The sequence below is a fragment of the Armatimonadota bacterium genome (assembly GCA_035527535.1).
In the GTDB taxonomy this organism is placed as follows: domain Bacteria; phylum Armatimonadota; class Hebobacteria.
The window spans coordinates 1-4,796 of sequence record DATLAK010000095.1 but is presented as its reverse complement, the minus strand read 5'-3'; the positions used below and the strand labels follow the sequence as shown (position 1 = coordinate 4,796).

General features: G+C 67.6%; 5 protein-coding genes and 1 tRNA gene. 5 read left to right on the top strand and 1 reads right to left on the bottom strand.

Annotation, left to right across the window (positions count from 1 at the left end):
* Positions 1–138 precede the first annotated feature (138 nt).
* The 3 genes from VM221_06925 to VM221_06915 all read left to right on the top strand — a co-directional run bounded on the left by VM221_06925 (position 139) and on the right by VM221_06915 (position 3,500).
* Positions 139–675, top strand: coding sequence for a hypothetical protein (locus tag VM221_06925; GenBank protein ID HUT74552.1), 537 nt, complete (start codon positions 139–141; stop codon positions 673–675).
* Between the two features lie 190 nt (positions 676–865).
* A complete protein-coding gene (locus VM221_06920) occupies positions 866–2,245 on the top strand; it encodes an FAD-dependent oxidoreductase (GenBank protein ID HUT74551.1) in 1,380 nt (459 codons plus the stop codon).
* Positions 2,246–2,348: 103 nt separating this feature from the next.
* Positions 2,349–3,500, top strand: a complete 1,152-nt coding sequence (locus VM221_06915; protein HUT74550.1) for a glycosyltransferase — start codon at positions 2,349–2,351, stop codon at positions 3,498–3,500.
* Between the two features lie 16 nt (positions 3,501–3,516).
* Here the strand turns inward: VM221_06915 and VM221_06910 are convergent, their stop codons facing one another.
* Positions 3,517–3,822, bottom strand: coding sequence for a TIGR04076 family protein (locus VM221_06910; GenBank protein HUT74549.1), 306 nt, complete (start codon positions 3,820–3,822; stop codon positions 3,517–3,519).
* A 106-nt stretch (positions 3,823–3,928) separates the two neighbouring features.
* Between VM221_06910 and secG the strand changes: the two genes are divergently transcribed.
* Both secG and VM221_06900 read left to right on the top strand, forming a co-directional pair.
* Complete coding sequence (gene secG, locus VM221_06905; GenBank protein HUT74548.1) at positions 3,929–4,183, top strand: preprotein translocase subunit SecG; 255 nt, start codon at positions 3,929–3,931, stop codon at positions 4,181–4,183.
* Positions 4,184–4,241: 58 nt separating this feature from the next.
* Positions 4,242–4,330, top strand: a tRNA-Leu gene (locus VM221_06900).
* Positions 4,331–4,796 lie beyond the last annotated feature (466 nt).

Genomic DNA, 4,796 nt, shown 5'->3' with positions numbered 1-4,796 from the left:
TGCGCCGCGCGCTGCAAGCGGCGGCGCTGCTCGCCTGGATTTTCTCGCTCATGGGCAAAAACGCCCTTCGTCGAAAAACAGACGTGCTCGCACGCTTGCGCCATCCGTTGCTTCAAGAAATGGCCGGAGTATAGGCTAGTGACAACCAAAGCTAAGGTAGCTTACGTTGGGGCGGGGGTGGCGGTGGTGGCCGGACTAGCGGTTGGCGTCCCGCGCCTGCTTCACCACGGCGCGACGACGGCGAGGGCAATCGCACCGGATGTCCTACTTCCGCTCCCGGCAAAAGAGCGGGCAAGGGTGGACGACGCATGCGGCGCCGCGGTTGTGGCTCAAGTGCTGCCTCGCCTTTGCGAGGTCTATGCGTCGCTCCCAGCCGAAGTGCGGCAGACGGTTATCACCAAAGGCGAGTACGAATTCCACGTTGCCGATCTGCCGAAGGCCCAAGGGGATGTCATAAACGACTTGGTGCTTCGGCAGCACATCTTCCGGGGGACGCTCGAGGACAACTGGCTGGGCAAGGGGCCGCTCGACCTCTCCAATCCCCAGATTACGTTTCTATTCCAGCGGCAGGGGCCGTACGTGGCCCTAAGATGCCGGTATCGGACGCCACAGGGAACCAATGAGGCCAACTGGGCGCCGATCGGTGTGTGGCCGGGCGGCGCGCCCGGCAGGTGACCGTTTGCCAGCGGCCCCACCAGACTCGTGCCGGCGAAGTAGGGGGCGTGACCGCAAGCAAGGTAGGGGCGCAGCATGCTGCGCCCCTACGCTCCACTCCTGACGCATCCCCGTCTTCCGAGACCACACTGTCTTGCTTATGTCTGTTCGGGTCCCCCCCGAATGTGGTAGATTACCAGGGGGTGAAGCCGTGAGCGAGCAGGATTGGGATGTCATCATAGTGGGCGCCGGGCCGGCCGGCATCTTCGCGGCCTTGGAGTTGGCCAAGCGCCCCGGGCTGCGCGTCCTCATGCTGGAGAAAGGCGAGGACCTCGACACCCGCATCGCCCGCCGCAACGGCGCCGACCGCCGCGGCGGCGAGAGCGGCTCCCTCACCAGCGGCTGGGGCGGCGCGGGGGCCTTCAGCGACGGCAAGCTCACCATCTCGCCCGTGGTCGGCGGCCAGCTCGCCGACTTCATCTCGCGCCCGCACCTGGAGCAGCTCAGCGCCGAGGTCGAGGAGACCTACGTCCGCTTCGGCGCCCCCGAGCGCGTGTACGGCGCCGACGACGACGCCCTGCGCGACATCACGCGCAAGGCGGCCGTGGCCGACCTCGAATTCGTGCCCACCCGCGTGCGCCACATGGGCACCGATGGCTGCCTCGAGGTCTTGCGCCACATGCGCAGCGAGGTCGAGATGAGCGCCCAGGTGCGCACCCGCGTCGCGGCCGCCGACCTGCTCGATCACGACGGCATCGCCTGCGGCGTGCGCACCGCCGACGGGCGCATCATCCAGAGCCGCCACGTCATCGTCGCCCCCGGGCGCGAGGGCGCGCAGTGGTTCCAGGAGCAGGCCGACCGGCTGCGCCTGGAGCGCGCCGACAACCCGGTGGACATCGGGGTGCGGGTGGAGCTGCCGGCACCGGTGCTGGAGCCGCTGACGGCGGTCGTCTATGAACCCAAGCTCGTATTCAACTCCAAGGAGTTCGACGACCGCGTGCGCACCTTCTGCATGTGCCCCTACGGTGAGGTCGTCATCGAGCGCACCGACTCCACCACCACCGTCAACGGCCACAGCTACGCCGCCAAGCGCACCGACAACACCAACTTCGCACTGCTGGTGACCACGCGCTTCACCGAGCCCTTCCGCGAGCCCATCGCCTACGGCCAGTATGTCGCGCGGCTCGCCAACCTGCTCAGCGGCGGCATCATCGTCCAGCGCCTGGGGGACCTCCAGTCCGGGCGGCGCTCCACCCCGGAGCGCATTGCGCGCGGGCTGGTGCGCCCGACGCTGGCAGAGGCGACGCCGGGGGACCTCAGTTTCGCCCTGCCTTATCGTTATCTCGCCAGCATCCTGGAGATGATCGAGGCCCTGGATCGCCTGGCGCCGGGAGTAGGCTCGCGGCACACGCTGCTCTACGGCGTGGAGGTCAAGTTCTACTCCGCGCGCGTGCGCCTGACGCCCGCGCTCGAGACGCAGATCAACAACCTCTTCGCCATCGGCGACGGCGCGGGGGTGACGCGCGGCCTCGTGCAGGCTTCGGCCAGCGGTATCCTCGCGGCGCGCGAAGTGATTGCGCGGCAGAGATAGAAACCGCGCCTCGCGGTCAGGATTGACTCGGGGGCGCGGTTGTGATACCGTATCTCGTCGCTTTCGCCGGGCGCTCGCTGGGGGCACCTGGGGCGGCACTCCGATGCGGGTGTGCATGTTCACCGAGTGCTATCTCCCCACCATAAATGGGGTGGTGGTCTCGGTAAATACCTTCGCTAGGCAGCTCGGGCGCCTCGGGGTGCAGGTACACGTGGTCGCCCCGCGTTACGCGGGTTACCGCGATCCCGGCGACGGCGTTTCCCGACTACCCTCGCTGACCATGCCCTGGCGGCGCGACTACCCGCTGATCATCCCGTGGTGGCCGCGCGTCGCCTCCCGCATGTGTGGGCGCGCGCCCGACATCGTCCACGTGCACAGCCCGTTTATCGCCGGCGGTCTCGGCCGGCGGGTCGCGCGCCGGCTGGGGCGGCCGCTGGTGTTCACATTTCACACCCTCTACGAGGAGTACGTCCACTACCTTCCGCTGCCGCGCGCGCTCGCGCGAGTGTTGGCGAAGCGCATCAGCCGCGGCTTCGCCCAGGGCTGCGATGCCGTGGTCGCGCCCTCGGAGGGCATTCGCCAGATGCTGCGCAGCGACGGTGTGACCGCCCGCATCGAGGTCATTCCCACCGGTCTCGACCTCGAGCTGGCGGCTCCCGAACGCCTGCTGCCCATCCGCGACCGCTGGCGAATAGACGCGCGGGCGCCGCTGCTGGCATACGTCGGACGCGTAGCGAAGGAGAAGAGCATTGACCTGATGCTGGAGGCGTTCGCCCTGGTCGCGGAGCAGGTCCCGCAGAGCGCGCTGCTGGTCGTCGGAGGCGGTGACTGGGAGCAACCAGCGCGCGCGCTGGCAGCGCAACTGGGCCTCGGGGAGGCAGTGCGCTTCGCCGGCGCGCTTCCGCGCCAGGAGGCGATACGCTGTGCGGCGGAGGCCGACGCCCTGCTGTTCCCGTCCATCACCGACACCCAGGGGCTGGTGGTGCTGGAGGCGATGGCGGCCGGCACTCCCTGCATCGCGGCCCGCAGCAAAGCGGTAGCGGGGCTGGTAGAAGACGGCGCCAACGGGATCATCGTCGAGCACGCCGCCGGGGAGATTGCGCGGGCAGCGGTGTCGCTCTTGCGCGACCGCGAGCGTCGGCTGCGCCTGAGCGCGGCCGCCCGCCGCACCGCGGAGGCGTTCTCCGCCGAGGCGATGGCGCGGCGCCTGGCAGCGCTCTATGAATCGCTGCTTGCCGCGCGCCGCCGCTCATAGGGATTCGCCACGGCGCTTACTCCTCCACGCACTCCATCTCGAAGGTAGTGGACCCGCCCCCGGTGTAGTCGTTGGGATCGAGGCAGCGCACGCGCGGCAGGCTGTTCGGATTGCCTTTCTCCAGCAGCCCAAGGCGCTTCGGATCCCCTCCCGCATAGAGCATGTTGTAGTAAGGGAAGATCGAGCCCAGGGAGTGCATGCAGATCGCCGTGGACTCCTTCAGGTTCACCCGGTAGCCCTCGTCCAGGACAATCTTGTCTCCCAGCTTGTAGGCCGAACATCCCCCTTTGATATCTACCACCCGAATGACTAGTTTCCGCATCTAGGCCTCCCACTGGTAATCCTCATGACATTATACACTAGGCCGCTGCGCCTTGTCACGGCGGCGGCGTTTATGGTAGAATCCCGGTGCGAGGACGGGCAAAGCCATGGGCATGCTGTTCATGATAGTGCAGGCCATAGCCGCGGTGGTGATGATCACCATGATCCTCATCCAGACCACCAAGAGCGAGCAATCAGGTTCCACCAGCGGCGGCTGGGGCGTGATCGGCGGCAAGAGCACCTCCAGCATTCGCACCCGGTGGGGGGTTGAGGAGCATCTCGGTCGCATCACCATGTGGGTCGCCATCAGCTTCCTCTGCTTCTCCGCGCTGGCCTCCGTGTGGCGCATGCACAACTGGTAGGTCCCCACCCCCTGCGCCGGCGGCACATGCTCCCCGCCGGCCCCCACGTAGAGGATTCGCGGCCGTGGCGGAATGGCAGACGCGCTAGGTTGAGGGCCTAGTGGGGGGTAACCCCCCGTGCTGGTTCAAATCCAGTCGGCCGCACCACCCACTTCACGGACTGCAATCGGCGCGCGGCCTTGGGCGCACAGTCATGGCCGGCCAGTCGCCCCCGGACCAGCGACCGTTACCCATCCCTGAGCAGGCTGGCTTTGTCAAGGGTAGTGGTTGACCGCTGGCATTGCCTCCTCGGTTGTGTTTGACCTCGGTTGCCGGGTATACGCTCGGTAGGCGGGTCAGCCGCGAGCCGGGGCCACGGCCTCCGGGCGCTTGATCTGATGCCGATCCCGTGGTAAAATGCCTGGCGTTGTGGAAGGTCCAACCGGCAGGTCTGCGCCGATCCTCAGGCGCAGCAAAGCGTCGCCGGTGGGGATCAGCGCCATCAGCGTTGAACCACCAGTGAGACCCTGATGGATCACCCCAAGCGCGTCATAAGCGTCAGCCGGCCGGGCGGGCGGCTGGGCCTCGCGGCGATCCTGGCACTGATGGTAATGGTGTGCCGGGCGCCGTTCGC

Excerpts from the sequence above, each read along its gene's own strand:
- VM221_06915 (HUT74550.1), top strand. The coding sequence starts at position 2,349 with ATGCGGGTGTGCATGTTCACCGAGTGCTATCTCCCCACCATAAATGGG.
- VM221_06910 (HUT74549.1), bottom strand. The coding sequence starts at position 3,822 with ATGCGGAAACTAGTCATTCGGGTGGTAGATATCAAAGGGGGATGTTCG.
- secG (HUT74548.1), top strand. The coding sequence starts at position 3,929 with ATGGGCATGCTGTTCATGATAGTGCAGGCCATAGCCGCGGTGGTGATG.